Genomic DNA, 26,818 nt, shown 5'->3' with positions numbered 1-26,818 from the left:
CGTCCGACGGGCCCGCCGCGGTCGTCGCTTAGAACGTGAACGTGTGGATCTCCCGGCCGTCGAAGGCGCCGCCACGGTCAGCGTCGCCGGGCTGGAAGACCCCTTGGAACGTGCGGACGGACCCGCGGACGTTGACCGTCACGACGAACGGGACCGGGGTCGTCACGGAGCAGGCCGACCAGTAGTCGACGCGAACGACGTACGTGCCGGACGAGGGCGTGGTGCCCTCGGGCCACGCGATGTTCTCGTTGTCGACGCGGTCGAGGCCGCACCCGGCGTTCGAATCGAGGTCGAGCTCGCCTCCGGTGCTGCCGACGTCGTTGCCGTAGTAGATATCCTCCTCCTCGGGCGTCTCGAGGTGGAGGTCGAGATCGACCGGGGCGTTCCAGTTCAGGCTGACCTGGATCTGCCCGGAGGCGTTGGCCTCTGCGTTGACGGTCAGCGTCCGGCGCACGACCGCACTCACGGTGCCGTCGGCCTCGGTCGCGACGAGGAGGACGTAGCTCGTGGCCGTATCCTCGCCGTTCGTCGTGATGACGAGCGTCGTCGCGCCGGCGCCCGTGATGGGGGCCTCGTAGCGCCCATCCTCGCCCTCGACGCCGACGTAGATCCGGTCGGCGCCGTTCGGGGTGAGGCTGAAGATCGCGGAGCCGCCGCGGACGATCTGGCCGCCGCCGTCTAGTGCGGGAGCGGTGCCGGACCCGTCAGTTGGAACGTCGTCCGAGACGAGGTCGGCCTCGGTGGTCCCGACCGTCACAGCGGTGAGGACGTCGGCGAGCGAGGGATCGCCGCCGCCGAAGGCGTCGCAGCCGGCGAGGCCGACGAGGAGGAGCCCGGCGAGGAGCAGGCGGAGGGCGGGGAGCGTGGGCATGGGGGAACGTGGAGGGTCACCCCGGGAGACGAGAATCCGCCAGACGGACCGTCACTCGGGGCGCCTCCACGTCCCACTTCTCTCATGCCATCGCGCGGGCCGGGCCGGCCTGCCGGACCTCCTCCGACACGTTCTCGCGGTACTTCTCGAAGTTGTCCGCGAACATCTCCGCGAGCTGGCTGGCCTTCGCGTCGTAGGCGTCGGTGTCGGCCCACGTCTGGCGGGGGTGGAGGACCGAATCCGGGACGCCGTCGATGGCGACGGGCACCTCAAGGCCGAAGACGGGCTCCGTCTCCGTCTCGACGCTGTCGAGTTCGCCCGCCAGCGCGGCGTCGACCATCCGGCGCGTCCAGGCCAGCTTCATCCGCTCGCCCGTCCCGTACGGCCCGCCGGTCCACCCCGTGTTGACGAGGAACACGCGGGCGCCCGTTCGTTCGATCCGCTCGCCGAGCATCTCGGCGTAGCGGCTCGGCGGGAGGACCATGAACGGCTCGCCGAAGCAGGCCGAGAACGTCGCCTTGGGCTCGGTCACGCCCCGCTCGGTCCCGGCCACCTTGGCCGTGTAGCCGCTGAGGAAGTGGTACTGCGCCTGCTCCGGCGTGAGCTTCGCGATCGGCGGGAGCACGCCGAACGCGTCGGCCGTGAGGAAGAGGACGGTCTCGGGGACGCCGCCCATCCCGTCTTCGCTGGCGTTCGGGATGAAGGAGATCGGGTACGAGAGGCGCGTGTTCTCCGTGATCGTCGCGTCGTCGAAGTCGATCGACCGGTCGGGGAGGAGCGCGACGTTCTCGGCGAGCGTGCCGAACTCGCGCGTCGTGTCGTAGATCTCGGGCTCGCCCTCGGGGCTCAGGCGAATCGCCTTGGCGTAGCACCCGCCCTCGAAGTTGAACACGCCCTCCTCGCTCCACCCGTGCTCGTCGTCGCCGATGAGGACGCGGCGGGCGTCGGCCGAGAGGGTCGTCTTGCCCGTGCCGCTGAGCCCGAAGAACACGGCCGTGTTGCCCCCGCCGACGGCCTCGCTGGCCGAGCAGTGCATGGGGAGGACGCCCTTGTCCGGGAGCACGAAGTTGAGCGCCGAGAAGATCGACTTCTTGATCTCGCCGGCGTAGTTCGTCCCGCCGATGAGGACGAGCCCGCGCCCGAGGTGGAGGAGGACGAACGTCGACGAGTTGAGCTCCGCGTTGACCTTCTCGGTCGCCTTGAAGTCGCAGAGGTCAAGGACGGTGTAGTCCGGCTCGAACTCCTCCAACTCCTCCTCGGTGGCCGGTCGGAGGAACATGTTGTGGGCAAAGATCGAGTGCCACGCCTTCTCCGTGATCACGCGGACCCTGACGCGGTAGCGCGGGTCGGCGCCGGCGTAGCAGTCGCGGACGAAGAGGTCGCGGCCGGTCGCGTAGCGCTTCATCGCGCCGTGGAGCCGGTCGAAGGCGTCCTCGGAGATCGGCCGGTTGGTCGCGCCCCAGGCGACGGCGTCCTCACTGGTCTCCTCGCGGACGATGAACCGGTCGTTGGGGGAGCGGCCGGTGTGCGGGTCCGTCCGCGTCGCGAGCGGGCCGCCGGCCGTCAGCCGGCCCTCGCCCCGGCGGACGGAGAGCTCGACGAGGCGGGCGGGGGGGAGGTTGTAGTAGACGGTCTGCGTGCGGTCGAGACCGAGCTCGGCGAGATGGCGGAGGACCGGTTCCGGGGCGTTCATACGGAGGGGGCGGCGCGCTGGAAGCGCTTCCGAGAATGGAGGACGAAATGAGGCGAGAGGCACAAACCTACGGTCCCACTCCCGGCGGCGGTCCGGGGACCGGGGGCAACGCACGTTATCTTCGCCCTGCCCGTTACGGGTCCACACACCGCTTTTTTTGCTCCGAATGACCCGATCTCTACGCGCCCTGGCGCTCACTGCGCTCGCTCTGTCTGCTGTCGCGCCGTCTGCGCAGGAGCCCATCGTGTTCCGCCCCGACGCCGCGACGTTCCAGTATTCGGAGGACCAGTCGCTCGTCGAACTCTACCTGTCGTTCCGCGCGGCGACGCTCCCGTTTGAGCCAGCGGCGTCCGGCTTCGAGGCCGTCGTCCCGACCCACATCGTCGTGCGGCCCGTCGCGCAGGCGGCGCCGTCGGGCGCCGAGGCCGCGCCGGCGTACGACCGGACCCTCCCGTTCGCGTACGCCGTCGACGATACGACGGCGCTGACGTCGACCCAGGTGTTCGTCGAGCAGGTCCGCCTCGCGGTGGCTCCGGGCGAGTACGAGGTCGACGTGACGCTGATGCCGGAGGGCGAGCAGGAGGTCCGCGCGCTCCTCAACCTCACCGTCCCCAATTACGCTGAGGCCCGGGGGACCGCGATCTCGGCCGTGCAGCTGGCGACGCGGATCCGGCCGACCACCGACCCCACCGATCCGCTCTCCAAAAGCGGCCTCTCGATCCGCCCCAACCCCGACGCCTTCTATGGCGGCGACGGCGCGGCCGTCCGCTACTACGCCGAGGTCTACGGGCCGCCGGACGCGACCGAGGACTACACGCTCGTCTCGTTCGTCGCCGAGAGCGCGACGGGCGCTGCGCTGCCCGACCACGAGGATCGGCTCGACCGGTCCGTCAAGCCGGTCGACGTCATCGCGGGGCAGATCGACGTGAGCACGCTGCCGAGCGGGATCTACTACCTGCGCCTCGTGGCGTTGAACGAGGCCAACGAGGCGGTCGCCGAGCAGAGCAAGCGGTTCTTCGTCATCAACCCGGACGTGGCGCCGGTCGCGACGGGCGACGCGATGTCGTTCGAGGAGACCCTGTACGGGGCGATGGGGGAGGAGGAGCTCCTTCAGAACCTCGCCCACGCCCGCGTGATCGCGACCGGGCGGGAGGAGGCGCAGATGGCCGCGCTCACGACGGACGAGGAGCGCCGCGCCTTCCTCGCCGCCTTCTGGGCCACGCGCGACGAGGACGGCGTCCCGTCCGTCAACGAGGCCCGCCAGAACTTCTACAACCGCCTCCGGGTCGTGACCCAGCGGTTCAGCGAGTTCGGGCAGGAGCCGTACCAGACCGACCGCGGACGGATCTTCCTCACGTACGGCCCGCCGACGGAGATCGACCGTCGGCCGTTCGAAGCAGGCATGCTCCAGCACGAGATCTGGCGCTACGACAACATTCCGGGAGAGGGGCAGGCCTTCTTCGTGTTCGTCGACCGCTACTCGTCGGACCGCTACGAGCTCATCCACTCGGACGTGACCGGCGAGGTGTCGATCCCCAACTGGGAGGCGCAGCTGATCCGGTAGGGAGAAGGGGACGAGGAACAGGGCAACGGGGAGAGGGCGCTCCAGCCGGAGCGCCCTCGCCAGGTGCAGGGAGCCCCTCTGTCGGCCTCGGCCACACACCCACCGAGGCGGGAAGGGGTGGAGATCTGCCATTCCCCATCTCCCCGTTCCCAGTTCCCGTCGGGCGCCGCCCGTAGCTTCCCGTTTCTCTCCCCGGAACCCCCGCCTTGCCCTCATGACCGAGCCGTTCGTCCGCGTCGAAGCCCTGCCCGACCACGTCGGGGAGACCGTCACCGTCAACGGGTGGCTGTACAACGCGCGCGGCTCGAAGGGGCTGCGGTTCCTCGAGCTCCGCGACGGGTCTGGCATCGTGCAGGTCGTCGTCAACGAGGAGCAGGTCGGAGCGGAGGCGTTCGAGGCCGCGTCGTCGCTGACGCAGGAAAGCGCGTTCCGCGTCGTCGGCGAGGTGAAGGCCGACGACCGCCAGCGGGGCGGCGTCGAGGTCCAGGCCGCGTCCGTCGAGGTGATCGCGCTCGCCGAGCCGTACCCGATCACGCCGAAGGACCACGGCGTCGAGTTCCTGATGGACCGTCGGCACCTCTGGCTCCGCAGCCAGCGCCAGTGGGCCGCCATGCGCGTCCGCAACCGGATCATCACGGCCATCCACGCCTATTTCCAGGGCGAGGGGTTCATCCAGATGGACGCCCCGATCCTGACGGGCAACGCCGTCGAGGGCACGTCGACGCTGTTCGAGCTCGACTACTTCGGCGAGCCGGCCTACCTCACGCAGTCGGGCCAGCTCCACGGCGAGGCCATGGCGATGGCCCACGGCAAGATCTACACCTTCGGGCCGACGTTCCGCGCCGAGAAGTCCCGCACGCGGCGGCACCTCACGGAGTTCTGGATGATCGAGCCCGAGATGGCGTTCTACGACCTCGCCATGAACATGGAGGTCGCCGAAGAGCTGCTCGTCGCCATCCTCCGGGCCGTGACCGCCGACTGCCGCGACGAGCTCGAGACGCTCGGCCGCGACGTCGGCAAGCTGGAGGCCGCGATGCAGACGCCGTTCCCGCGCCTCAGCTACTCCGAGGCCGTCGACCTCCTCACCGGCGACGCGACGCAGACCATGCTCGACGCGGAGCAGGAGGGTCTGGAGGACGAGAAGCACGCGCTCGAGGAAGAGCGCGACCGGAACCGCGCGGCCTACGGGCAGGCCAAGAAGGGCGAGAAGCGGCGGATCGACGCGCGCGAGATCGAGATCAATGTCCGCCTCGACGAGATCGCCGAGGGCCTCCGCAACATCCCGACGTGGAAGGCCAGCGCCCGCGACTTCGAGTGGGGGAGCGACTTCGGCGCCTCCGACGAGACGGTCCTCACGCGCCACTTCCAAACCCCGGTCATCGTCCACCGCTACCCGGCGGCCGTCAAGGCGTTCTACATGAAGCGCGACCCCGAGGACGACCGCCTCGCGCTCGGCATGGACGTCCTCGCGCCCGAGGGCTACGGCGAGATCGTCGGCGGCGGCGAGCGGGCGACGGACCTCCAGTTCCTCCGCGACCAGGTCGAGGCGCACGGGCTGCCTGAGAGCGCCTTCGACTGGTACTTCGACCTCCGGAAGTACGGGAGCGTGCCGCACGCCGGCTTCGGCCTCGGGCTGGAGCGGACTGTCGCCTACGTGTGCGGGCTCCCCCACGTCCGCGAGACCGGGCCGTTCCCGCGCCTCCTCGGCCGGCTCCACCCGTAGACGAGACGGGGCGGGGGGGCGTTTGAGAGGCACCCACTTCTCGCTCCCATGCGCGCTCTCTTCGCCGCCCTCGTCCTCCTCGCGGCTTCCGCCGCCTCCGCCCAGACCGTCGAGTTCGACCTCGACGCGAACACCGTCACCGTCGTCGGGTCGGCGACCGTGACGGCGCCGCCCGATCGCGCCGTCATCCGCCTCGGCGTTCAGACCCGAGCGGAGACGGCTGCCGGGGCGCTCCGCCAGCACGAGGACGACATGGCCCGCGTGCTCACGCAGGTCCGCTCGTTCGGCATCGCGGACCGACAGATCACGATCGAGGGCCTCAACCTCGGCGAGAACTACGGGCCGAACGGCCCCGACGGCTACCAGGCCTTCCGGATCGTGGCGGTCGAGACCGACAGCCTCGCGGTCGTCCCGGAGCTGGTCGCGTCGGTCGTCGAGGTCGGCGCGAACCGGCTCGACGGACTGATCTACACGATCCGCGAGTCCGGGCCGTATCAGGACCGCGCGCTCGACGAGGCGATGGCGCGGGCCCGTACCAAGGCCCAGCGACTGGCCACGGCCGCCGGCCGGACGCTCGGCGACGTCCAGGCCATCGTCGAGCAAGGGGCCCCCATGGTGCAGCCCTACTATCGTGGGATGGGCGGCTATGACGAGGTGGTGGTCGAGGAGGCCGCGGCGAACCCGGCGGCGTACTCGGCCGGGTCGAGCCAGGTCCGGGCGACGGTCGTCGTCCGCTTCGCGCTCCGGCCGTAACCTTGGGCATGGCCGACCTCTCCTCGACAGACGCCGCCTACCTCCGTGAAGCCATCGCGTGGGCCCAGAAGGGCGTGGACGCCGGGGGCAGCGCGTTCGGCGCCGTCATCGTCCGGACGCACGACGCCGACGGCGAGCCGCTGGCGGAGCCCGAGCGCGTCGTCGCGGTCCACAACGTGGTGCTCCAGACGACCGACATCACGGCGCACGCGGAGGTCCACGCGCTCCGCGAGGCGTGCCGCGCGCTCGGCACCATCGACCTCGGCGGGTGCACGCTGTACTCGTCGTGCGAGCCGTGCCCGATGTGCTTCAGCGCGATCCACTGGGCCAACGTTGACCGGATCGTCTACGGCGCCACGATCGCCGACGCCGACCGCTGTGGGTTCCGCGAGTTGCCGATCTCGAACCGTGACATGAAGCGCCTCGGCGGCGCGCCGGTCGAGGTCGACGGCCCGCACCTCCGCGACGAGGCCGTCGCCGTGTTCGATGCGTTCGTGGAGCGCGGCGGGACGACGTACTAGTGGACAGGGCATCCCCGACCGTCCCGTACTCCGTCGAGCCGCTCACCGAGGCGGAGTCGATCGAGCGGGCGGAGGCGTTCTTCGACACGATGGACGCCCGCCGCTCCGTCCGCGACTTCTCGGACCGCCCGGTCCCGCGCGCGCTCGTCGAGCGGGCCATCGCAACGGCCAGCACGGCGCCGAGCGGGGCGCACATGCAGCCGTGGACCTTCGTGGCCGTCTCCGACGCCGAGACGAAGGGCCGCATCCGCGAGGCGGCCGAGGCGGAAGAGCGCGAGAGCTACGGCGGCCGGATGTCGGACGAGTGGCTCGAGGCGCTGGCGCCGCTCGGGACCGATTGGCGCAAGCCGTTCCTCGAGACGGCGCCGTGGCTGGTCGTCCTGTTCGCCCAGCGGTGGGGCCGCCGCCCCGACGGCGCGAAGCGGAAGCACTACTACGTGCAGGAGAGCTGCGGCATCGCCGCGGGGCTGTTCATCGCCGCGCTCCACCACGTCGGGCTGGCGACGCTCACGCACACGCCGTCGCCGATGCGCTTCCTGGGCGAGATCCTGGAGCGCCCCGACGGGGAGGCGCCGTTCATCCTGTTCCCGGTCGGCTACCCGGCGGAGGGAGCGAGGGTGCCCGACCTGAAGAGGAAGCCCATGAGCGAGGTCGCCGTCTGGCGCTGAGGCGTCCGGGGCGGCGCGACGTCGGTCGCGTAGAGCCCAGCGAGGCCGCCGACGAGGTTGACCGAGATCGTGTCGCCGGGCCGCAGGTTCGGGTTGCGAGAGGAAAAGGGGACGTGGGTCCCGGCGATGCAGCACAGCACGCCGGTGCCGCGCTCGGGGTCGTACTGGTGAACGGTGCCGCGGGTCATGGGTCTGGGGTGAGAGTGGAGACCCGCCATACGGGGCCGCTGCCCGCGGGATGCGCCCAAATGTGAAGAGCGCCCGGAGGACGAATCCCCCGGGCGCTCTCGACTTGGAGTGAGGCGCCGTCTATGATGTGGCGCGGACGCGACGGACGCCGTGGGCGGCCACGCCGGCCTTGCCGCCGCGGACGGTGAACTCGACCGCGTCGCCGTGGGCGAGGTCGTGGTCGGCCGCGTGGCGGAGCGAGAACGGGATGCCGTGGTCGCCGCGGTGGTGCCGGACGAAGCCGGTGCCGCGGCGGGCGTCGAACTGCGTGATCGTACCCTTGATCATGTCTCTCGGGTCTGGTTGTCGGACAAATGGCCAGGAGGGTACGGAGGAAGCGGCCGGGTGGCCCGAGGCTTCAGCGGAGGCTCGGCAAAGGCTCCGCGTGGCCTCAGCGAAGGCGGTGTGGGGGTTCAGTGAGGGCTCGCGGCCGCCGATACCGGCCTAGAACCACTGGTTGTTGGATTGCCCATCGTCGCCCCCCAAACATCGTCTCCAGATCCGGTCGAGGTCGATGCCCTCGGTGCTCGACTGCATGGGCTCGTCGCCGAGATCCTGCCCCATCGTCGGTGCATCACAGGCGACGGGCTCCGCCAGACGCTCCTCGCACTCGGACAGCGCGTCCCGCTCCGGATCTCCGAGGTCCCGTCGGGCACGCGCGTCCTCGACTGGACGATCCCCAAGGAGTGGCGCGTCCGCGAGGCCTACCTCGCCCGGGAGGACGGGACGCGCATCGTGGACTGGGCCGACAGCCCGCTCCACCTCGTCCAGTACAGCGTGGCCGCGCGCGATCGGATGCCGCTGTGGGCGCTCCGGGCGCACCTCCACACGCTGCCCGACCACCCCGACCTCGTCCCGTACCGCACGTCGTACTACGCGCCGACGTGGGGCTTCTGTCTGTCGCAACGCTCGCTCGACCGGCTCGCGGAGGAGATCGGCGAAGGCGGTGAGGTCGAGGTCGTCGTCGATGCCGAGCAGGTCGACGGGAGCTTGACGTACGGCGAGGTGCTCGTCCCAGGGCAGACGGAAGAGGAGATCCTGCTCTCGGCGCACGCCTGCCACCCGGCCCTCGCCAACGACAACGCGTCGTCGCTGGCCGTCGCGACGGCCCTCGCGCGGCGCCTGATCGACGGACCGACGCTCCGTCACACCGTTCGTTTCCTGTTCGCGCCGGGGACCGTCGGAGCGCTCGCGTGGCTCGACCGCGCCCACGCCCACCTCGGGCAGATCCGGCACGGCCTCGTCCTCGCGAACCTCGGCGACACCGGCGGCTTCACCTACAAGCGCTCGCGGCGCGGGACGCTGGACCAGCTGCTGCCGGTCGACCGCGCCGTCGAGGTCGCCCTCCGCGACCTCGGCCACGGCCTCGAGGTCCGCCCGTTCACGCCGACGGGCTACGACGAGCGCCAGTTCGGGAGCCCGGGCTTCGACCTGCCCGTCGGCCGCCTTACGCGGACGCCGCACGGGGAGTACCCCGAGTACCACACGTCCGGCGACGACCTGAGCCTCGTCCGTCCCGAGGCGCTGGCGGCGTCGCTGGAGGCGCTGGAGACGATCGTCCGGACGCTCGACGGCGACGGCGTGTACCGCAACGCGCAGCCGTACGGCGAGCCGCAGCTCGGCCGGCGCGGGCTCTACGCCAGCCTCGGCGGGCTCCCCAACGGTCCCGAGGCGCAGCAGGCCGCGCTCTGGGTCCTCAATCTTTCGGATGGCCAGCACTCGCTCCTCGACGTCGCCGAGCGGAGCGGGCTCCCGTTCGCCGCCGTCCGCGCCGCCGCCGACCGCCTCGCCGAGGCGGACCTCCTCACGGACGAGACGCCCCGCCCGACCGCACCCGTCGGCGACGGCGCGACGCTCTCAGCCGACGACCTCGTCACGGATTTTCGGAGCCCATGACGGACCCCGACTTCGGCCGCTTCGCCCAGAGCCGCGACCACCAGCGGCACGCGCACTGCCTGATTCCGGGCGGCGCCCACACCTACGCCAAGGGCGACGACCAGATGCCCGAGTGGATGCCGGTCGTGATCGACCGCGGCAAGGGCTCCCACGTCTGGGACATCGATGGCAACCGCTTTATCGAGTACGGGCAGGGGCTCCGGGCCGTCACGCTCGGCCACGCCGAGCCGCGCGTCAACCGCGCCGCCACGGAGTGGATCGCGCGCGGGGCCAACTTTACCCGGCCCGCCCGCGTCGAACTGGAGGCCGCCGAGGCGTTTCTCGACCTCGTCGGCGCCGACTGCGTCAAGTTCACCAAGGACGGCTCGTCGGCGACGACGGCGGCGGTCAAGGTGGCGCGCGCGGCGACCGGGCGCGACGTCGTCGCCATCTGTGAGGATCACCCGTTCCTGTCGCAGGACGACTGGTTCATCGGCACGACGCCGATGGACGCCGGCATCCCGGACGCCGTCAAGCGGCTGACGGTCGGCTTCCCGTACGGCGACCTCGGCGCGCTCGTGGAGGTTCTCGACACACACCGGCCGGCGTGCGTCGTGATGGAGGCTGTCCGCGACGAGAGCGACCCTGGCGAGTACATCCGGGCCTGCATCGCGGCGTGCCGGGAGCGCGGCGTCGTGTTCGTGCTCGACGAGATGATCACCGGCTTCCGCTGGTCAGAGCGCGGCGTGCAGGGGCTGTTCGAGCTCGACCCGGACCTCAGCACGTTCGGCAAGGCGCTCGCCAACGGGTTCTCCGTTTCCGCGCTGGCGGGGCGGCGTGACCTGCTGGAGGCCGGCGGGCTCGACACCGACAGGGACAGGCTCTTTCTCCTCTCGGCCACGCACGGCGCCGAGACGCACGCGCTCGCAGCGGCCATTGAGGCGATGCGGATCGCGCGCGACGAAGACGTGGCCGGCCAACTCATGCGCCAGGGCGCGCGGCTGCGCGAGGCAGTCCGCGAGGTCACCGAGGCGGCCGGCCTCGGGGCGTTCGTCGGGACGGCCGGGCGCGACTGCAACCTCGTCTTTTCCACCCGCGACCTCGACGGGCACGCCTCGCAGCTCTTCCGGACGCTGTTCCTCCAGGAGCTCACGCGGCGCGGCGTCCTCGCCCCGTCGTTCGTCATCACGACGGCCCATACCGACGACGTGATCGACCAGACGGCCGAGGCGGTGGCCGGCGCGCTGGAGGTCTACGGCCGCGCGCTCGACGCGGGGTCGGTCGACGGATTCCTGCTCGGCCGGCCGGTTCAGCCCGTCTTCCGGAAAAAAGCCGGGACGGTCTGGACGTCTGTCTCGCGTCCGAGCGGCGACGGCGCCGTTTCTGAAGCGCCCCGGATCCGAACGACCCCCCACGCGTGATGAAAGTCGTCCTGTTCTGCGGCGGCGAAGGGATGCGGATCAAGGAGCACTCGGGCCCGATCCCGAAGCCCATGGTCTGCGTCGGCTACCGGCCGATCCTCTGGCACCTCATGAAGTACTACGCCCACTACGGGCACAAGGACTTCATCCTCTGCCTCGGCCACGGCGCCGACCACATCAAGCGCTACTTCGTCGACTACGACGAGACCGTCTCGAATGACTTCGTGCTGACCGGCGGGACGAACGTCGAGCTCATGCGGTCCGACATCCACGACTGGCGGATCACGTTCGTCGACACGGGCCTGACGGCGTGCGTGGGCGAGCGGCTCCTGGCCGTCCGCGAGTTCCTTGGCGACGACGAGTGGTTCCTCGCCAACTACGCCGACGGCGTGAGCGACGCGCCGCTCGACCAGATGATCGACTTCGCGCAGGAGAGCGGGCGTGCGGCGACGTTCCTCGGCTGCCGGCCGAACTACACGAGCCACGTCATCCAGACCGACCCGACGGGCGCCGTCACGGAGGTCCGCCACGTGACGGAGATCGGCCTCCGCATCAACGGCGGCTTCTTCGTCATGAACCGGCGGTTCTTCGACTACATCCAGCCGGGCGAGGACATCCTCGGTGCGCCGTCGCACCGGATGGCCGCTGCCGGCCAGCTCGGCTCGTACGACTACGACGGGTTCTGGGCGTGCATGGACACGTTCAAGGAGAAGAAGCTCCTCGAGGACATCTACAACGCCGGCCAGGCGCCCTGGGAGGTCTGGGGCGACCGCCGCGCGACGGGCGACGGCGTCGCCGGCCCGGCCCGGCCCCACGCCGAGGCGGACCCCGCCGGCCTCGGCGACGGCGCGCTCGAGCCGCCGGTCCTCGCCGGCCGCTAGTGTTCGGCCTCGACCCCGCTCTCGGCCGCGACGAGCCGCTCCGCCTCCTCCTCCTCGGCGCCCACGCCGACGACGTCGAGATCGGGGCGGGGGGGACCGTCCTCCGCCTGTTGGATGAGCGGCCGCAGACCGAGGTGACGTACGTCGTGTTTTCGGGACGTGCGGACCGCGCCGCCGAGACCCGCGCCGCGGCCGCCGCGCTCCTGGCCGGCGCCGCCCGCGCCGACGTTCACGTGCTCGCCTATCGGGACGGCTACTTCCCGTTCGAGGCCGCTGACATCAAGGGGTTCGCTCAGGCGACGCTCGAAGGCGTCCGCCCGCACCTCGTGCTTACGCACCGCCGCGACGACGCGCACCAGGACCACCGCGTGATCGCGGACCTCGCGTGGCAGACGTTCCGCGGAGCCGCCATCGCCCAGTACGAGATCCCGAAGTGGGACGGCGACCTCGACCGGCCCAACGCCTACGTCGCCCTCGACGACGACGTGATGATGCGGAAGCTGTCGATCCTCGAACAGCATTTTCCGAGCCAGCAGGCGAAGGGCTGGTACGACGCCGAGACGTTCCAGGGGCTCGCGCGCATCCGGGGCGTTGAGGCCGGCGTGCGGTACGCCGAGGCGTTCCACTGCGCCAAGCTCGTCTGGTGACGGCCGACGACCCCGGCGCCTCGGCCGCCCTTGCCGCCTCGGGGGCCGCGCTCGCGGTCTCCGTCCTCGTCATGGGCGCGTCGTGGCTCGCGCTGGCCGTCGCCGGCTGCGAGCCCGAGCCCGCCTCGGCCGCCGTCCGGGCCGACTGGGACGACGTCCGGGCGGCCACATGCGACGCCGGCGAGTGGCCGGTCGAGGGGGGCTGCCAGCCCGCCGAGACGGCGTTCGCAGCGCCGGGCGGCACGACGTACCACGTCGACGGCTCCAACTCGCACGCCGACGACCGCAACCCGGGTACGGCCGAGAGACCGTGGCGGACGATCTCGCGCGCGGCCCGCGCCGGCGCGCTCCGTCCGGGCGACGTCGTCCTCATCCGCGGCGGCGTGTACCGCGAGTCGATCCGCCCGCAGTCCGGCGGCACCGGCCCCGACGCCCGCGTGACCTACGCAGCCGTGCCCGGCGAGCGCGTCGTCGTCACCGGCGCCGACCGTGCGGACGACGGCTGGGTCCGTCAGAGCGACGGCAGCTGGCGCCGGCCGTGGACGGGCGACGCGCTCCTCACCTACACCGACGACCCGACGTTCCGTCGCGAGGTGCTTGTCGCCGGAGGCGTCGTCCTCCGTCCCGTCGGGAGCCGCGCGGAGTTGATGCCGGGCCGGTTCTGGCGCGAGGGCTCGGACGAGGCACCGCGCGCGCTCGTCGCCCGCTTCCCCGGCGACCGGTCGCCCGAGGCGGCCGGACCCGTCGAGGTCGGGACCCGGACCGTGCTGTTCGCGCCGCTCGGCGCCGACCCGTACGCCGAGTGCGGGAGCGTGGGGACGCCAGGATGGATTCGCGTCGTGGGGATCACCTTCCGCCACGCGACGAACCGGGCGCAGTGGGGCGCGCTCTGCGCAGGCAGCGTCGGCGGGCTCGTCGAGGACGTCCGCGTCGAGTGGACGAACGGGCTCGGGGTCGACGTCTCGGGCGCGCGGCACACGTTCCGCCGCTCCCGGGCCGACCTCAACGGGCAGATGGGGTGGGGCGGCGGCTGCCGCGGCTGCCTCATCGAGGAGAGCGCGGCCGTCGGCAACAACTGGAAGGGACACGACCCGTTCTGGGAGGCCGGCGGCGGGAAGTGGGTCCGCACCACGGACACGGTCATCCGGCGCCACTACGCCGCCCACAACGGCGGGCCCGGCATCTGGCTCGACGGCGACAACCACCGCAACACGGTCGAGGGCAGCCTGCTGGTCGGCAACGACATGGCGGGGCTGATGCTGGAGCTCCACACGACCGAGACGCTCGCGCAACACAACGTGATCGCGGAGACCCAGTGGCGCGACTGGAGCGGGACGGGGATCCTCTCGCAGGCCGCGAGCCGCAACGCGCTCGTCCACAACACGGTCGTCGAGAATGGCGGGAGCGGGATCTGGCTCCGTCTCGACCCCGACCGGCGCGCGCCCGACGGCCACAACGCCGTCTTCGGCAACTGGGTCGTGGGCAACGCGACGGCCGGCGAGGAGGCCCGCGAGATGTCGGTCGAGGGCCTCAGCCCCGCCGACGTCCGGACGACGCGGTTCGAGGGGAACGCCTACGGCCGCCTCGGCCGCGACCTGTTCCGCTCAACGTTCTACGCCTACCCGGCCCCGCCGTCGGAGGCCGGCTTCCGCGGCGACGACCTCGCGACGTGGCAGCGGCTCGTCGGCGGTGACCGCGAGGCACGGCTGGTCGCGCCGGGCGAACGGCTCCGTGTGGCTTCGCCCGCCTCGGTCGATGCGGGGGCACCCGGCACGGCCGTGACGCCCTACGCATGGGCCGGGGCCGATCCGGCCCGTGTTCGCGCCGGCGGCGACTGGCGGGGCGCGCCGCCCCGGCCCGTTTGGCCGCGTTGAGGTCCGTCAGATGGAACGCAGGAATCGGTTCCGGGCCGATCAAAAGCGGGGAGGCCCCGCGACGGCTCGAAGCTTGGACGACCCGGCTCGCCCCTCCCGAGTCTGATGGAAACCGTTCTCCTCTCGCCGGACCGCTCGTTCTCACGCCGCCGCGAGCTCGCCCGGTCCCACACGGCGTGCCACACGAAGCGGCGGCTCGGCAACGCGTCGTCGGTGGCGGCGGCCGAGGGGGTGGCCCTGGCCGTCGCGCTGTTCGTGGCCGGGTTCGTCCGCCAGCTTCTCATGGGGGAGGCCGGGTCCCAGATCGGCTGGGGATGGGGCGTGGTGCCGCTCTACCTCGGCGTGTCCCTGATGTCCGGCCTGCTGCCGGGCTGGGGGCTGGGCGCAGCTGAGGAGCTCCGGCGCGTCGTGATGGTGATCGGGGGCGTGTTCGCCACGACCGTCGTCGGTCTGTGGCTGGCGAACGTGAACGGCCCGGGCGGCGACGCGTCGAGCCGGCTGGCGATCGGCGCGGCCGGCGTTCTGGCGCTCGGGCTCGTGCCGCTCGCGCGGTGGAGCGTGAAGTCGGCGCTCGTGCGGCGCGACGCGTGGGGCGTGCCGGCCGTCGTCTATGGGGCGGGCCTCGCGGGCGCCCGCGTCGTGCGCCAGCTTCAGGAGGAGCGCGGCATCGGGTACACGCCCGTCGCCGTGTTCTCCGACGACATCGACGCCTGGGGCGGATTCCTCGACGCCATCCCGATCGTGGGCGACACGTCGCAGGTGGCGCCCGAGGCGGCCGTCGCCTTCCTCGCGCTCCCCGAAGCCGACCGCGACCACCAGATCGACCTCCTCGAAGGGCCGCTCTCGTGCTACGCCACCGTCGTCGTCGTGCCCGACCTGTTCGAGGCGCCGAGCCTCTGGGTCACGCCCCGCGACATCGCCGGCGTCCTCGGCCTCGAACTGACCTCGACGCTCACGCGGACCGCGCCCCGCTTCGTCAAGCGAACGGCCGACCTCCTGGTGGCCATCGGCCTCGCGCCGCTGTGGGCTCCGCTCGTCGGCCTCCTCGCCCTGTGGGTGTGGCTCGCCGACCGCCACAACCCGTTCTATGCCCAGGAGCGTGTCGGTGCCGACGGCGCCCTCTTTAAAGCCTGGAAGCTCCGCACGATGGTCCCGAACGCCGAACGAGTCCTTCGAGACGCCCTCGACGCCGACCCCGTGCTCCGCGCCGAGTGGGAGGAGCACTTCAAGCTGGAGCGGGACCCGCGCATCACCGCGCCCGGCCGGTTCCTCCGCCGGACGAGCCTCGACGAGATTCCGCAGATCGTCAACGTGCTCCGCGGTGAGATGAGCCTCGTCGGGCCCCGGCCCCTCCCGCGATACCACCACGAGGAACTGAGCGAGCGTGTCCGGTCGCTCCGCGAGCGCGTCCGGCCCGGGATCACCGGCCTGTGGCAGGTGTCCGGCCGGAGCGACGCCGGCAACCTCGGGATGGAGCGGTGGGACCCGTACTACGTCCGGAACTGGTCGCCGTGGCTCGACGCCGTGATCCTCGTGCGGACCGTCCGCGTCGTGGCCCAGGGCTCCGGAGCCTACTGAGGACCGGGGCCGGTCACTGTGCCGCTGACGGTCGCTCGGGGGCGTCGGCCTCCTCCGCCTCGGCGACCGCGTCGACGGAGTCGGCGCTCGGCTCCCCCGGTTCGTCATCCGCCGAGCCCTCAACTTCTGGCTCTCCGTCCGATTCCAGGTCCGGGTGGTCGGTCGGGTCCGGCACGGGGCGAGACAGCACCTCCGCGACGGCGGCCTCCAGGTCCTGGACCTCGTCCATGTCGATGTCGCCCTCGCCGCGCCACGCGATGCCGCCGTCGCGGCGGAGGAGGAAGGCGTAGACGTCGCCGGACTTGAGCTTGAGCCGCTTGCGGAGCTTCTTGACGTCGGCGTAGAGCGGGACCGTCCGCGCGCGCTCCTCCTCGGACTCGATCTGCCCGCGGATGCCGAGCGTGCCGAGGTCGCCGAGCAACTTCATCTTCTTGCTCGAGACCGGCGCCTCGATCACGGCGAACCGCTCACCGTGAGCCTCGCGGAGCCGGTCGCCGAGGCGGGCCCACTGGTCGGCCAGCGGGTCGAGCGCGTCCTGGAACAGGACGACGACGAGCGTCGCGTCGGCCGGGAGGTCCTGGGGGAACTGGACGTCCGTGCCGTCGAGCCGACGGCCCTTGACAAGGGGGAAGTGCGTCGCGGGGTCCTTCGAGAAGAGTCCCATGGCCAGGGGAGGAGGGCCGGCAAGCTACGCGCACGCCCGACGCCCGGGCCGGGACCCGGCCCGCTCAGCCCGGGAGCGGCGCGCGGTGCATGAATCCCGTCGGGTCGATGAGGTCCTTTCGGCGGAAAAACGGGACCCCATTCGTCCACCGCGCTGACCGGGACGTGCTGTTCTGGGTGAGCCCGCCCGTCTGCGTCTTGTCGTACATCTCGAAGTGCAGCATCATCGAGGGCACGTTGAGCCGCTTGCCGTTGGCGTGCTTGAGGATACCGACCCGGCCGACGACTTGCCCACGCGTGATCTCGTCCCCTTTCTTGACGGGTGGCGTGGCGTCCGGCGCGAGCTCGCCGTAGCGGGCGACGAACGGGCCGTGGTCGACCTCGATGGCGAACGTCCGGAGGTAGAAGTCCTCCGGCCCGCGCGTCACGACGCCGTCGGCGATCGCGAGGACCTCGGTGAAGTCGGGGAAATAGAGGTCGACGCCGGCGTGGGCGCGGGTGCCGCTCGACCGCCGCGCCCCGAACGCGCGCATCCCCGCGCCGGGGCCCTCGAACGGGTGCGTCGAGGGGCGAGTGAAGGGGAACGACATCTCGACCTCGCCGATGGCGAGGAGCGCGTTGAGGTGGGCCAGCGTCACGCCCCCGGGGTCGATCCTGGCGTCGGGCCGGCCGAAGCCGAGGCGGCGCTGGAAGCGCTCGAGGGCGCCCTCGGTCCCGTCGCCGCAGAGCCCGTCGGCCGGGCCGGGGTGGACGCGCGGGTCGAGCGTGAGGTCGGAGGCGCGCTGGAGCGCGCGCTGGACGGCCTCGACGTCGGCGCTCCGGTTGGGGGCACCGGCACCGACGGCCTTCTCGATGGAGACGGGCATGGCGGCCAGGGATGGAGACGACGTTCAGGGTAGACCCCCGGGTCCAATCCCGCGGCGCATGCCTGCGGTGAATCCGGCCGTGCCCTCACCGGCTGTCGAACGGCGCCCCCGAGGCGGGCGGCGGGCCGTCCCTAACGTTGGGAATGATGGCTCTCGCTGACAGGCGTACGGCCCGCCCGGTGTCGGCCGCCGCGTAGATCGCCCGCAGGATGCGGACGCCGCGGAGTTCCTCGGCGTCGCCCGAGGGTCACCTACGTCGCCTCGGTGCCGCAGTGGACCCGCTCAGTCGTCGGACGCGATCGCGTGCGTTCCGGTGTGCACGTCCTCACTGAAGATCGACGTCAGACGGGGCCAGAGGTCTGGCGCGGCCTCCCGGATCGCGTCCCCGAGGCGGGCCCACTCGGCCTCGAGCGCGGCGACGTCGGACGCCTCGGCCGGCCGTTCGGCGAGGAGCGTGCGGACGGCGGCGGCACAGGCGTCGAGCGCGGCCTCGATTCGGGTCAGCGTCTCGGGCGGCGGCACGGCGGTGCGGACGACGGCCTCGCGGAAGAACGGTGCGTAGCCCGCCGCCAGGGCGACGGCCCGGCCGGCGTCGGGCGGGACGTGGTGCGGGACGGGCACGCCGGCACGGACGAACGGGAGCGCCCAGTTGTCGGCCGTGAATGGGCCCTCGGGGTTCGGGACGCCGGTCCAGGCGTGGAGCATCGCCAGCCGCGGCCGGTCGGCGTCGCGGACGCCGTGGGGCACGAGCCCGAACGCCTCGTCCATGAGCCGGCCCGCGTGGGCGTGCCACGCGCCGGGCCACGGGAAGTCCGGCGGCGCCTCGCCCGGCCCGACGGGGATCGTCCAGGCCGCGCCGGTCAACATGGGCTTGCCGTCAACCGGGAGGTAGGTCAGCATCGACGGCTCGGCGGGGGCGAACGTGCGGCTGACGGCGCGGCCGGGGTGGACCCAGTGCTGGCCCATGTGCGGCATGTCGGGGCCGAGCGGGCGGAACCCGGCGGCGAGCGCGTCGGCCGGCTCGGCGAAGGCGTCGAGGGCGCGCTCGGCGGTGTCCAGGAACGCGACCTGCGCCGAGTCGAGCGCCGTCGGGGGATGCCCGTGGTCGTGCGTGTGCTGAGCGGCGAGGGGCGCGGCGAGGAGCAGGAGGAGGGCGGTGCGCATCAGTAGGTGGATCGGATCGGGGCGAAGCCGAGGCCGGCCACCTCGGTCTGCACGCGGGCGTCGAGGAGCCGACTCAGGGCCGCGTCGGGGATGCCAAAGGGAAACCGACTGAGGCGTTGGAGATCCATCCCCCGCGCCCGGCCGGCCTCGCCCAACCGCGCAACCCGTCGCATCCCCGGCGGCGTGTCGACCACGCTCCGGACCTCGCCCCGGGGCGAACGGCCGGAGTAGGCAGCCCCTCGCGTTATGTCGCGCATCGGCACCCGGACGACGCGGACGGGGTCGCCGATCTGGTTCACGGCGTCGAGGAGGTACGCGTCGGGCTCGACCGTGAGGAGCTCGCCCGCGATGATTCCCGACGCCTCGCTCGACTGAACGGCGAGGACGAGCGTGACGCCCTCCGCCTGGTAGTGCTCGACCGTGCTCGACCGGCCGAAGGTGCAGCCGGCGAGCAAGAGCAGGCCGACAACGGGGAGGCGTCTCATCGGACCGGGAGCTTGGACGACTCGAATCGGGCCTCGTAGTCGTGGCGGAGGCGGCGCCACGTGCCAATCGCGGCGACGAGCGTCGAGTCGTTGGGGACGAACCGGCCGCGGTCGGGCCGGCGGAGCCAGTCGGGTCGCATCCACTCGATGTAGTGGCCCTGGGACGAGACGAAGAACGTCTGGCCCCGTCCCGGCGCCGCGGCGGGCGGGCGGAACATGGCGTGGAACACGGAGCCCGGCCCGCGGGTCGCGTAGTCGAGGTCGGTCGCTGCGAGCGGCGCGGTGACCTCCGGCCAGTCCTGCCCGGCGTCGTCCGTCACGGAGTCGAGCGGGACCCGCGTCGGCGTGGCGGTGCGGACGTCGGCCAGCGAGGCGCGGTCGAGCCGCCAGCCCCCAGCGACGAACCGGAGCCGCACGCGGAAGGGGCCGTCGCCCTCGGGGACCGGCACCACGATGGCCCGCTCGGCCCACGCGACGGGGCCCGCCTCGGCCACGCGGCCGACCTCGCGGAACCCTTCGGCCTCCTCCACCTCGACGCGGAGCCCGAGGCGGCGGAGGTAGTAGTCGCCGAACTCGGCCACGGCCCCGATCGACGCCATGTCCTGCCCGATCCAGTCGAGCGCGCGCGCGCCCTGGCCGCCGAGCATGTGCTCGTAGAGGAGGACCGTCGTGAGGAGGCTGCTCCGAAACCGGAGCGCGACGGCGACCGAGTCGGCGGCGGGGCGGGGGAAGACCAGCGTGACCGTGTCGGTGAGGTCGTCCTCCGTGACCGCCTCGGTCACGGCGTCGGCCGTCTCGTAGGCCTCGGCGTCGGATGCGCGGAGCGTCGCGAGGACGTCGCGGCCGGTCCGGTCGACCGCCGCGAGGGGCGCGCGCTCGTCGCTCAGCACGAGCGCCGTGCCGACCTCGCCCGGGACGGCCCGCTCGTCCGGCCCGTGCGCGACGGCCTCGACGGCGAGGTCGTCGAGGTAGTGCGTCTCGAGGGCCTCGTTGCGGACCTCCAGCCGGAGCGTGCCGTCGGGCGCGAGCACGGCATCCGAGAGCACGTCGCGGTCGCGCATCTCGAAGAGGGGCGCGATGGAGTTCGAGAACAGCTCCGCCTGGAGCGTGGGCGTCCCCGTCCCGGCCGAGTCGACGTAGACCGTCGGGCACGATCCGAAGATGGCGACGGCCGCGACCGGGATCGCGACCGCCGCGACCGCCGCCGCGCCGACCGACACGAGGACCGACTTCCCGGCGGCGATGTCGGTCGAGTAGACCTCGGCCCCGAGCACGCGACGGGCGTCGACCGCGCGGATCGCCTCCGTCGTGTTGTCTGGGAACGTGACGAGGAGCGCGTTCGGCCCGCGGACGCTGTCGGCCCCAAAGGACGCGCCGTCGGGGAAGAGCGCGACGGCCCCGTCGTCGAGGTGGACGCGGAGCGGTGACGTCACAAGTCGCGCTTGCCCAGGCGCGATGGGGTCGACGTCGGCCCGGTAGAACAGGCAGCCCCCATGCGCGAGGACGAGGAGAAGGGCGGCGAGACGCGGCATGGCAGTCGGGCAGGAGAGGGCGAACGTCGGGCGGCCGGGCCGCCGGTACCTAGTCCGTCTATACCAACTGCTAGATATGACACCGCCCGCCTCGGCGCGGTCACCGAGGCGGGCGGGGCGAGCCGACGAGCCGGGGCGGCTAGTCGTCGTAGTTGTCGATCTGGGCGCGCTGGAGGCCGCCCGAGAAGTCGATGTAGCAGGTCTTCGTCTCCGTGTAGAAGTCGTAGACCTCCCAGCCGCCCTCGCGGTGGCCGTTGCCCGTCGCCTTGACGCCGCCGAAGCTCATGTGCGCCTCGGCCCCGATCGTCGGCCCGTTGATGTAGGTGATGCCGGCGTCGATGTCGCGGAGCGCGCGGAAGGCCCGCGCGATGTCGCTCGTGTAGACGGCCGACGAGAGCCCGTAGGCCACGTCGTTGGCGACCTCGATGGCCTCGTCGAACGACGTGACCTTGATGACCGAGAGGACCGGCCCGAAGATCTCCTCGCGGGCCACGCGCATGTCGCGCGTCACGCCGGTGAAGAGCGTCGGCTGGAAGAAGAAGCCGTCGTCGAGGCCGTCGCCGGTCGCGCGCTCGCCGCCCATGGCGATCGTCGCGCCGTCCTCGCGGGCCACGTCCATGTAGCTCGTGACCTTGTCGAGGGCCTTCTGGTTGATGAGCGGGCCCATGTCCGTGTCGTCGTCGTTGCCGTACCCGAGCCGGAGCTCGGAGGCTTTCGCCTTGACGCGCTCCACGAGCTCGTCGTGGACGTCCTCGTGGACGATCAGGCGGCTCGTCGCGGTGCAGCGCTGGCCCGTCGTGCCGTAGGCGCCCCAGATCATCCCCTCCATGGCGAGGTCGAGGTCGGCGTCCTCCATCACGATGGCCGGGTTCTTTCCGCCCATCTCGAGGGACACGCGGGCGTGCCGCTTGGCGGCGCTGGAGGCGATCCCCGCGCCGGTCTCCGAGGAGCCCGTGAACGAGATGGCCGCGACGTCCTCGTGGTCGACGATGGCCTGGCCCGTCTCGCCGGCGCCCTGGACGAGGTTGACGACGCCCGCGGGCACGCCGGCGTCCTCCAGCACCTGGACGAGGAGGGCGCCCGAGTGCGGGGCGTCCTCGGAGGGCTTGAACACGACCGTGTTGCCGCTCAGGATGGCGGGGAACATCTTCCACGTCGGAACGGCCACCGGGAAGTTCCAGGCCGTGATGAGGCCGCACACGCCGATCGGTCGGCGGACCGTCATGTTGAACTTGTTGTTCATCTCCGACGGGACCGTGTGGCCGAAGAGCTGGCGGCCCATCGTCATGGCATAGTAGGCCGTGTCGATGGCCTCCTGGACGTCGCCCTTGGTCTCGAAGAACGGCTTGCCCATCTCGCGCGTCATGGCGCGGGCGATCTCGGACTTCCGCTCGGTCATGAGGTCGCCGACGCGCTTGAGGATCTCGCCGCGCTTGGGCGCCGGGACCAGACGCCACGTCTTGAACGCCTCCTTGGCGGCCTCGACGGCGCGGGCCACGTCGTCGGCGGTGCTCGACGGGAAGCTGCCGATCACGTCGGTCGTGTCGGCGGGGTTGCGGCTCTCGAAGGTGTCGCCGGAGGCGGCGGCGACCCACTCGCCGCCGATGAAGTTGAGGAAGGGCGCGTCGGCCATGTCGTGCGGAGGGGATGCTGAAGAGGGATGCCCGAAGGTACCGGGAGCCCTTCCGGCCCCGGCCCTCTCCGCGCGTTCTCCCCCCGGCGTTCACCGACGGCCCCGCCCGCCTCGGTGGACCAGCGCCCGAGGCGGGGGATCCCGGAGCGGCCGGGCCGCGCCGCGCCGAGCCCGCGCCTACGCGTACCGCTCGCGGAGCCAGGGCGTCGACGCCACCTCGCGGTGGGCAGGGAGGGGGGGCGCGGCCTCGTCGTCCTCTGCCTCAGGCGCCGTCTCGGCCGGTTCGCGCTCGGCGAGGCCCAGCGCGGGGTAGGCCACCGACGCCACGAGCGCCGGCACGTAGAACATCAGCAGCCGCCACGCGGCCGTCGCCACGACGAGCCGCTCGGGGCCCACGAACGGGAGGTGGAGCACGTAGAACGTGGCCTCAGCCGCGCCCGCGGCGCCCGGGGTCGGCACGGCGGACGAGACGGCGTACGTCATCCAGCTCAGGATCCAGAAGAGGAACGGCCGGAGCGGGCCGCCCAGGAGCGCGATGACGAACGTTGCAATCGAGTACCGCGCGATCCACTGGACGGCCGTGAGCGACAGCGAAAGCGCGAACCACCGCTTCCCGTCGCGGGCGACGAGCGCGAGGACGTAGCGGACGTCGCGGGCCGTCTGCCGGAGCGGGCGCCGGACGCGGGCGGCGATCCGTCGGGCGCGGTGACGCGCGCGGGCGCCGAGATGGCCCGAGAGGGCGAGCCGGGCGCCGACCGCGAGCGCTCCGCCGACCGCCGCGGCGCCGAGGAGCGCGGTGAACACGGGGTCGTCGAGGGCCGGGGCGGGGGACCGCAACGCCGCGCGGAGGGACGAGGCCTCGTCGCCAGTCGAGAGCATGAGGGCGAGCGGCAGGGCGATGGCGAAGAACACGAGGTCCTCGACGGCCTCGACGGCCAGGAACGACGCGGCGTGGCCAGGCGGGAGCCCGCGGCGCGTGGCGAGCGCCCAACGGATCGTCCCGCCGCCGACCGCCGTCGGCGTCACGGCCGAGCCGAGCACGCCGCCGGCCGCGATCCGCAGGCCGCTGAGGAACCCGATGGGGTGCCCCGCGAACCGCGTCCAGATCCCGATCCGCAGGCTCTGCGTGGCCCACGGCAGAAGCGCAACCCCGACGCACAGCACGACCGCGGCCGGCGAGACGGGCCCGACCTCGCGGAACGCGTCGCCGTCCGTAGTGAGGAGCGCGACCCCGACGTTGAGGGCGACGCCGAGCGGGATCAGCCAGGCGGCGGCGCGGAGGAGACGGCGGGCCGGGAACCGGTGGGCGACCGACATCGGCAGTCGGGGGGGCGGAAGCGCGGATGTACGACCGCCGCCCCCCGAGGATGCCCGGGGCGTCATTTCTTGACCGAGGCCTTCCCCGGGGGAGATCCTGAGGCGGCAGACGTCGCGCCGTCGCCCTCCGCCTCGGCGCCGAGGTCGGCCAAGTCAGCGCGCCGCGGCGGTAGCTTGCGGGCCCCCTCGCCTCCACCCGTCGCCATGGAAGCCACGACCCTCGACACCGCCGAGCGCCTCGCCGGCCGCCTCTCCGAGCGGATCCGCTCCGTCCCGCCGTCCGGCATCCGCCGCTTCTTCGAGATCGCGGCGACCATGGACGACGTGATCTCGCTGGGCATCGGCGAGCCCGACTTCGTCTCGCCCGCGCCCATCATCGAGGCGGCGCAGGCCGGGCTTGAGGCGGGCAAGACGAGCTACACGGCCAACCTCGGGCTCATGGAGCTCCGCGAGGCCATCGCCGGCGAGCTCGACCGGCTCTACGACCTCCAGTACGCCCCGCAGAACGAGATCATCGTGACCGTCGGCGCCAGCGAGGCGCTCACGATCGCGCTCCTGGCGATGCTCGACCCCGACGACGAGGTCCTCATCCCCGAGCCGTGCTTCGTGTGCTACGGGCCGCTCGCCCAGTTCGCCGGCGGGAAGGTGGTCTGGGTCCCGACGCGCGCCGAGAACGACTTCCAGGTCACGGCCGACGACATCCGCTCGCGCATCACCGACAAGACGAAGCTGCTCTTCCTGGGCTACCCCAACAACCCGACCGGCGCCGTCCTCCGGCGCGACACGCTCGAGGAGATCGCCGAGGTCGTCGTCGAGCACGACCTGTTCGTGCTGTCGGACGAGATCTACGACCGGCTCGTCTACGGCGAGGCGTTCGAGCGCGGCCACGTCTCGGTCCCGTCGCTGCCCGGCATGCAGGAGCGGACGGTCCTCGTGGGGGGCTTCTCGAAGGGCTACGCCATGACGGGCTGGCGGATCGGCTACGCGGCGGCGCCGAAGCCGATCATGGACCAACTCTACAAGGCGCACCAGTACGTCGTGATGAGCGCCCCGACGATGGCCCAGATCGGCGCGCTGGCCGGCATCCGTGAGGCGCAGGGCGCGGTCGAGGAGATGCGCCAGGCCTACGACGCCCGCCGTCGGACGATCGTCGACGGGCTCAACGCGGCCGGGCTCCCCACGTTCGAGCCCGAGGGCGCGTTCTACTGCTTCCCCGACATCACGTCGCTCGGGCTGTCGTCGGAGGAGGTCGCGCAGCGGCTGCTCCAGGAGGAGCACGTGGCGTGCGTGCCGGGCTCGGCGTTCGGGCCGAGCGGGGAGGGCTACCTCCGGTGCTCGTACGCGACGGCGCTCCCGCAGATCGAGGAGGCCGTCCGCCGCATCACGCGGTTCGCTGACAAGGTCCGGAACGAGGGCTGACTAGGCCCGCCTCGGCGCCGAGGCGGGGGGACCCGCTCGATCTGGCGCCGTCTCCGTCCGTTCAGTCCCGGATCGTCTTCTACAGATGCGGCATCGGGAGTGTCGGGCCGTCTGGGGCGTGGCCGTCGGGACCACTCTGCTCGCGCTCCCGGCCACTCTCGGTACGTCATGGTTCTGGCTCGGCGTTTCGCGAGGCCGAGCCGCTCGTGTGACGCGGGACGCGCAAGCTGGCATCGCAGGATCCTCCTGAGCGGAGAGTAGGCGGAGGACCGCGTGTGATACATCCGGGGGAAGCGGGCGGGACGTCGGGCACGACGGGAATCGGAGGGATGCTTGTTTGCCAAGTAAAACGTTTCAATTAGATTCAGAGCTCCCGGCCCCTCGTCTCACAGCCGCGCTGCTAGAGAGACGCCACGTCGGGCGGGCGCGCGGCCATCCCCTCCGTACGCCGAGCGTCCTTGCCCGCTTTTCTCCTCTGCCGCAGTCACTCATGAACCTGACCAGAACGGCCAGTCTGGCTCTCTCGCTCGCCCTCACTGCGCCGGCCATCGCCCAAGACGGGACGATCTACCCCCTCGACGCCCCCGCCGAGCCGAACGCCATCCTCCTCGGCACCGGCGGCGTCGAGGACCAGCCCGCGTCCGAGTCCTGGTTTCGCCAGTGGGGCGACCCGATGGCGCGGAACATCACGACGGCCACCCTCACGCCCTTCCTGCCCGACCCGGACAAGGCGAACGGCGCGGCCGTCATCGTGGCGCCCGGCGGCGGGTTCCGGTGGCTGTCGCTGGGCAACGAGGGGTGGGAGGTCGCGGAGGCCCTCGCCGAGCAGGGCGTCGCCGCCTTCGTGCTCAAGTACCGGCTCCACCCGACGCCGGAGTCGCTCGACGACTTCCGCGACTGGATGAACCGGCCCCGCCCGGCCCCGTCCGACACCGCGCAGGGCGCCGCGCCGCGCCCGCCGCAGCGGGACCTCTCCAACCAACTCGAAGACGCCGAGGCCGCCTACGCCATGATCGCCGACCGAGCCGACGAGTGGGGCGTCGACATGGACCGCGTGGGCATGATCGGCTTCTCGGCGGGCGCCGGCCTCACGATGCACGCGACGCTCCACTCCGAGACGATGGACCTGGCGTTCATCGGGCCGATCTACGGCGGCATGGGCCCGGTCGACGTGCCCGAGGACGCGCCGCCGATGTTCACCGCGATCGCCACCGACGACTTCCTCTTCGGCGGACAGTTCGGCGTGGTCGAGTCGTGGTACGCCGCGGGCGTGCCGGTCGAGCTCCACCTCTACCAGAACGGCGGCCACGGGTTCGGCCTCGGGAACCCGGACCGGACGAGCAACCGGTGGTTCGACGCCTTTATGTACTGGCTGGAAGTCAACGACTTCCTCGACGCCACCTCGGGAGGCTGAGCCTCGCCCGACCCCGCCGGCAGAGGCA

Annotated in this window: 24 protein-coding genes; 13 read left to right on the top strand and 11 right to left on the bottom strand. The window is 72.1% G+C overall.

From position 1 onward, the window contains the following. Positions 1–28 precede the first annotated feature (28 nt). Together BSZ37_RS15240 and pckA are read right to left on the bottom strand one after the other, a co-directional pair. Complete coding sequence (locus BSZ37_RS15240) at positions 29–871, bottom strand: YfaP family protein (protein WP_095511376.1); 843 nt, start codon at positions 869–871, stop codon at positions 29–31. Positions 872–953: 82 nt separating this feature from the next. After that, on the bottom strand, positions 954–2,564 hold the full coding sequence (gene pckA / locus BSZ37_RS15235; protein ID WP_095511375.1) for a phosphoenolpyruvate carboxykinase (ATP): 1,611 nt from the start codon (positions 2,562–2,564) through the stop codon (positions 954–956). A gap of 166 nt (positions 2,565–2,730) precedes the next feature. Between pckA and BSZ37_RS15230 the strand changes: the two genes are divergently transcribed. The 5 genes from BSZ37_RS15230 to BSZ37_RS15210 all read left to right on the top strand — a co-directional run bounded on the left by BSZ37_RS15230 (position 2,731) and on the right by BSZ37_RS15210 (position 7,793). Further along, positions 2,731–4,128, top strand: coding sequence for a GWxTD domain-containing protein (locus BSZ37_RS15230; RefSeq protein WP_095511374.1), 1,398 nt, complete (start codon positions 2,731–2,733; stop codon positions 4,126–4,128). Between the two features lie 214 nt (positions 4,129–4,342). Beyond that, entirely contained in the window at positions 4,343–5,851 is a 1,509-nt protein-coding gene (locus BSZ37_RS15225) for an asparagine--tRNA ligase (RefSeq protein WP_095511373.1), read from the top strand. Positions 5,852–5,899: 48 nt separating this feature from the next. Continuing rightward, a complete protein-coding gene (locus BSZ37_RS15220; RefSeq protein WP_095511372.1) occupies positions 5,900–6,604 on the top strand; it encodes an SIMPL domain-containing protein in 705 nt (234 codons plus the stop codon). A gap of 8 nt (positions 6,605–6,612) precedes the next feature. Further along, entirely contained in the window at positions 6,613–7,125 is a 513-nt protein-coding gene (locus BSZ37_RS15215; RefSeq protein ID WP_095511371.1) for a nucleoside deaminase, read from the top strand. After that, positions 7,125–7,793 (top strand): nitroreductase family protein, encoded by a 669-nt coding sequence (locus tag BSZ37_RS15210; RefSeq protein ID WP_218830524.1) that lies wholly within the window; start codon positions 7,125–7,127, stop codon positions 7,791–7,793. Before BSZ37_RS15215 ends, BSZ37_RS15210 begins: the two co-directional genes overlap by 1 nt. Here the strand turns inward: BSZ37_RS15210 and BSZ37_RS15205 are convergent. Further along, the gene (locus BSZ37_RS15205) at positions 7,721–7,981 is read right to left on the bottom strand and encodes a hypothetical protein (protein WP_095511370.1); all 261 of its coding nucleotides are present in this window, start codon (positions 7,979–7,981) and stop codon (positions 7,721–7,723) included. The two genes, BSZ37_RS15210 and BSZ37_RS15205, sit on opposite strands and share 73 nt — an antisense overlap. A gap of 121 nt (positions 7,982–8,102) precedes the next feature. After that, positions 8,103–8,309 (bottom strand): cold shock domain-containing protein, encoded by a 207-nt coding sequence (locus tag BSZ37_RS15200; protein WP_095511369.1) that lies wholly within the window; start codon positions 8,307–8,309, stop codon positions 8,103–8,105. A gap of 177 nt (positions 8,310–8,486) precedes the next feature. On the opposite strand from BSZ37_RS15200, the gene BSZ37_RS15195 reads away from it, so the two are divergent. The 6 genes from BSZ37_RS15195 (at position 8,487) to BSZ37_RS15170 (ending at position 16,297) form a co-directional block, all read left to right on the top strand. Continuing rightward, positions 8,487–9,917, top strand: coding sequence for a DUF4910 domain-containing protein (locus BSZ37_RS15195; protein WP_218830523.1), 1,431 nt, complete (start codon positions 8,487–8,489; stop codon positions 9,915–9,917). Beyond that, entirely contained in the window at positions 9,914–11,317 is a 1,404-nt protein-coding gene (locus BSZ37_RS15190; RefSeq protein WP_095511368.1) for a glutamate-1-semialdehyde 2,1-aminomutase, read from the top strand. The genes BSZ37_RS15195 and BSZ37_RS15190 overlap by 4 nt, the downstream gene beginning before the upstream one ends. Then, positions 11,317–12,198: a glycosyltransferase family protein gene (locus BSZ37_RS15185; RefSeq protein ID WP_179299671.1), complete on the top strand. Its 882-nt coding sequence runs from the start codon at positions 11,317–11,319 to the stop codon at positions 12,196–12,198. Before BSZ37_RS15190 ends, BSZ37_RS15185 begins: the two co-directional genes overlap by 1 nt. Further along, positions 12,198–12,845 (top strand): PIG-L deacetylase family protein, encoded by a 648-nt coding sequence (locus tag BSZ37_RS15180; protein ID WP_095511367.1) that lies wholly within the window; start codon positions 12,198–12,200, stop codon positions 12,843–12,845. The genes BSZ37_RS15185 and BSZ37_RS15180 overlap by 1 nt, the downstream gene beginning before the upstream one ends. Then, entirely contained in the window at positions 12,842–14,719 is a 1,878-nt protein-coding gene (locus BSZ37_RS15175) for a right-handed parallel beta-helix repeat-containing protein (RefSeq protein WP_095511366.1), read from the top strand. Before BSZ37_RS15180 ends, BSZ37_RS15175 begins: the two co-directional genes overlap by 4 nt. Before the next feature lie 105 nt (positions 14,720–14,824). Beyond that, positions 14,825–16,297: an exopolysaccharide biosynthesis polyprenyl glycosylphosphotransferase gene (locus tag BSZ37_RS15170; protein ID WP_095511365.1), complete on the top strand. Its 1,473-nt coding sequence runs from the start codon at positions 14,825–14,827 to the stop codon at positions 16,295–16,297. Positions 16,298–16,310: 13 nt separating this feature from the next. Here the strand turns inward: BSZ37_RS15170 and BSZ37_RS15165 are convergent, their stop codons facing one another. From BSZ37_RS15165 to BSZ37_RS15135, 7 genes are all read right to left on the bottom strand, one after another. Further along, the gene (locus BSZ37_RS15165; protein WP_095511364.1) at positions 16,311–16,961 is read right to left on the bottom strand and encodes a hypothetical protein; all 651 of its coding nucleotides are present in this window, start codon (positions 16,959–16,961) and stop codon (positions 16,311–16,313) included. 64 nt (positions 16,962–17,025) lie between these two features. After that, positions 17,026–17,826: a peptidoglycan DD-metalloendopeptidase family protein gene (locus tag BSZ37_RS15160; protein WP_095511363.1), complete on the bottom strand. Its 801-nt coding sequence runs from the start codon at positions 17,824–17,826 to the stop codon at positions 17,026–17,028. A 282-nt stretch (positions 17,827–18,108) separates the two neighbouring features. Then, positions 18,109–18,990 (bottom strand): hypothetical protein, encoded by an 882-nt coding sequence (locus tag BSZ37_RS15155; RefSeq protein ID WP_095511362.1) that lies wholly within the window; start codon positions 18,988–18,990, stop codon positions 18,109–18,111. After that, positions 18,990–19,475 (bottom strand): hypothetical protein, encoded by a 486-nt coding sequence (locus BSZ37_RS15150; RefSeq protein WP_143537679.1) that lies wholly within the window; start codon positions 19,473–19,475, stop codon positions 18,990–18,992. The genes BSZ37_RS15155 and BSZ37_RS15150 overlap by 1 nt, the downstream gene beginning before the upstream one ends. Then, positions 19,472–21,007, bottom strand: coding sequence for a hypothetical protein (locus BSZ37_RS15145; RefSeq protein WP_095511360.1), 1,536 nt, complete (start codon positions 21,005–21,007; stop codon positions 19,472–19,474). Before BSZ37_RS15145 ends, BSZ37_RS15150 begins: the two co-directional genes overlap by 4 nt. A 139-nt stretch (positions 21,008–21,146) precedes the next feature. Next, positions 21,147–22,640: an aldehyde dehydrogenase family protein gene (locus BSZ37_RS15140; RefSeq protein ID WP_095511359.1), complete on the bottom strand. Its 1,494-nt coding sequence runs from the start codon at positions 22,638–22,640 to the stop codon at positions 21,147–21,149. Positions 22,641–22,817: 177 nt separating this feature from the next. Continuing rightward, a complete protein-coding gene (locus BSZ37_RS15135; protein ID WP_179299670.1) occupies positions 22,818–23,957 on the bottom strand; it encodes a lysylphosphatidylglycerol synthase transmembrane domain-containing protein in 1,140 nt (379 codons plus the stop codon). 204 nt (positions 23,958–24,161) lie between these two features. Between BSZ37_RS15135 and BSZ37_RS15130 the strand changes: the two genes are divergently transcribed. After that, positions 24,162–25,376 carry a pyridoxal phosphate-dependent aminotransferase gene (locus BSZ37_RS15130; RefSeq protein ID WP_095511357.1) on the top strand — a complete coding sequence of 405 codons (1,215 nt, stop codon included), beginning with the start codon at positions 24,162–24,164 and terminating at the stop codon, positions 25,374–25,376. Positions 25,377–25,866: 490 nt separating this feature from the next. Then, positions 25,867–26,790 (top strand): alpha/beta hydrolase, encoded by a 924-nt coding sequence (locus tag BSZ37_RS15125; protein WP_095511356.1) that lies wholly within the window; start codon positions 25,867–25,869, stop codon positions 26,788–26,790. Positions 26,791–26,818: the final 28 nt, after the last annotated feature.

Source organism: Rubrivirga marina (genome assembly GCF_002283365.1).
GTDB classification, from domain to species: Bacteria; Bacteroidota; Rhodothermia; order Rhodothermales; family Rubricoccaceae; genus Rubrivirga; species Rubrivirga marina.
The sequence above is the reverse complement of the archived record's forward strand: the minus strand, read 5'-3'. Positions and strand labels throughout refer to the sequence as shown.

Bases quoted from the DNA above. Each gene is read 5' to 3' on its own strand.
- BSZ37_RS15190 (WP_095511368.1), top strand. From the start codon at position 9,914: ATGACGGACCCCGACTTCGGCCGCTTCGCCCAGAGCCGCGACCACCAG.
- BSZ37_RS15165 (WP_095511364.1), bottom strand. From the start codon at position 16,961: ATGGGACTCTTCTCGAAGGACCCCGCGACGCACTTCCCCCTTGTCAAG.
- BSZ37_RS15225 (WP_095511373.1), top strand. From the start codon at position 4,343: ATGACCGAGCCGTTCGTCCGCGTCGAAGCCCTGCCCGACCACGTCGGG.
- BSZ37_RS15145 (WP_095511360.1), bottom strand. From the start codon at position 21,007: ATGCCGCGTCTCGCCGCCCTTCTCCTCGTCCTCGCGCATGGGGGCTGC.
- BSZ37_RS15155 (WP_095511362.1), bottom strand. From the start codon at position 18,990: ATGCGCACCGCCCTCCTCCTGCTCCTCGCCGCGCCCCTCGCCGCTCAG.
- pckA (WP_095511375.1), bottom strand. From the start codon at position 2,564: ATGAACGCCCCGGAACCGGTCCTCCGCCATCTCGCCGAGCTCGGTCTC.
- BSZ37_RS15125 (WP_095511356.1), top strand. From the start codon at position 25,867: ATGAACCTGACCAGAACGGCCAGTCTGGCTCTCTCGCTCGCCCTCACT.
- BSZ37_RS15135 (WP_179299670.1), bottom strand. From the start codon at position 23,957: ATGTCGGTCGCCCACCGGTTCCCGGCCCGCCGTCTCCTCCGCGCCGCC.
- BSZ37_RS15230 (WP_095511374.1), top strand. From the start codon at position 2,731: ATGACCCGATCTCTACGCGCCCTGGCGCTCACTGCGCTCGCTCTGTCT.
- BSZ37_RS15170 (WP_095511365.1), top strand. From the start codon at position 14,825: ATGGAAACCGTTCTCCTCTCGCCGGACCGCTCGTTCTCACGCCGCCGC.
- BSZ37_RS15130 (WP_095511357.1), top strand. From the start codon at position 24,162: ATGGAAGCCACGACCCTCGACACCGCCGAGCGCCTCGCCGGCCGCCTC.
- BSZ37_RS15140 (WP_095511359.1), bottom strand. From the start codon at position 22,640: ATGGCCGACGCGCCCTTCCTCAACTTCATCGGCGGCGAGTGGGTCGCC.
- BSZ37_RS15150 (WP_143537679.1), bottom strand. From the start codon at position 19,475: ATGAGACGCCTCCCCGTTGTCGGCCTGCTCTTGCTCGCCGGCTGCACC.
- BSZ37_RS15240 (WP_095511376.1), bottom strand. From the start codon at position 871: ATGCCCACGCTCCCCGCCCTCCGCCTGCTCCTCGCCGGGCTCCTCCTC.
- BSZ37_RS15220 (WP_095511372.1), top strand. From the start codon at position 5,900: ATGCGCGCTCTCTTCGCCGCCCTCGTCCTCCTCGCGGCTTCCGCCGCC.
- BSZ37_RS15205 (WP_095511370.1), bottom strand. From the start codon at position 7,981: ATGACCCGCGGCACCGTTCACCAGTACGACCCCGAGCGCGGCACCGGC.
- BSZ37_RS15200 (WP_095511369.1), bottom strand. From the start codon at position 8,309: ATGATCAAGGGTACGATCACGCAGTTCGACGCCCGCCGCGGCACCGGC.
- BSZ37_RS15185 (WP_179299671.1), top strand. From the start codon at position 11,317: ATGAAAGTCGTCCTGTTCTGCGGCGGCGAAGGGATGCGGATCAAGGAG.
- BSZ37_RS15215 (WP_095511371.1), top strand. From the start codon at position 6,613: ATGGCCGACCTCTCCTCGACAGACGCCGCCTACCTCCGTGAAGCCATC.
- BSZ37_RS15160 (WP_095511363.1), bottom strand. From the start codon at position 17,826: ATGCCCGTCTCCATCGAGAAGGCCGTCGGTGCCGGTGCCCCCAACCGG.